Raw genomic sequence first — 891 nt, forward strand, 5'->3', positions numbered from 1 at the left:
GAGGTCATGGACGCCTACCTCGCCGGCCTGGAGAAGGCCCGGGCCAAGGGCCTCGACCTCTCCGTGATCCACTCCGTCGCCTCCTTCTTCGTCTCCCGCGTCGACTCCGAGGTCGACAAGCGGCTGGCCGCCCTCAGCTCCCCCGAGGCCGCCGCCCTCAAGGGCAAGGCCGCCCTGGCCAACGCGCGCCTGGCCTACCAGGCCTACGAGGAGGTCTTCAGCGGTGAGCGCTGGACCGCCCTCGCCGGGGCTCAGGCCAACAAGCAGCGCCCGCTGTGGGCGTCGACCGGCGTGAAGGACCCCGCGTACAAGGACACCCTGTACGTCGACGAGCTGGTCGCGCCGGGCACCGTCAACACCATGCCGGAAGCCACCCTGAACGCCACCGCCGACCACGGCGAGATCACCGGCGACACGGTGACCGGCGGCTACGAGCAGGCCCACGCCGACCTGACCGCCGTCGAGGCGCTCGGCATCTCCTACGCCGAGGTAGTGCAGCAGCTCGAGGACGAGGGTGTCGCCAAGTTCGAGGTGGCCTGGCAGGAACTGCTGGACGCCGTGACGAAGTCCCTGGACAGCAAGGGGGTGGACGCGGAATGACCGAGATCGCCGCCACCGAGTGGCAGAACCCGCTGCGCGACCCGCGCGACCGGAGGCTGCCCCGCATCGCCGGCCCGTCCGGCCTCGTCATCTTCGGCGTCACCGGTGACCTCTCCCGCAAGAAGCTGATGCCGGCCGTCTACGACCTCGCCAACCGCGGTCTGCTGCCGCCGGGCTTCTCCCTCGTCGGGTTCGCCCGCCGGGACTGGGAGGACCAGGACTTCGCGCAGGTCGTCCACGACGCGGTCCGCGAGCACGCGCGCACCGAGTTCCGCGAGGAGGTCTGGCAGC

The 891-nt window shown here is 71.2% G+C and carries 1 protein-coding gene and 1 pseudogene; both read left to right on the plus strand.

Going from position 1 to position 891, the window contains the following annotated elements; translation table 11 throughout:
* Positions 1–600, plus strand: a 600-nt coding sequence (locus tag M8J74_RS44085) for a transaldolase family protein (RefSeq protein ID WP_283949340.1), incomplete at its 5' end; no start/stop codon positions are given.
* Positions 597–891: pseudogene (locus M8J74_RS44090) on the plus strand (glucose-6-phosphate dehydrogenase); the annotation flags it as partial. The gene M8J74_RS44085 and the pseudogene M8J74_RS44090, both read left to right, overlap by 4 nt.

The sequence above is a fragment of the Streptomyces panaciradicis genome, assembly GCF_023516615.1.
In the GTDB taxonomy this organism is placed as follows: domain Bacteria; phylum Actinomycetota; class Actinomycetes; order Streptomycetales; family Streptomycetaceae; genus Streptomyces; species Streptomyces panaciradicis.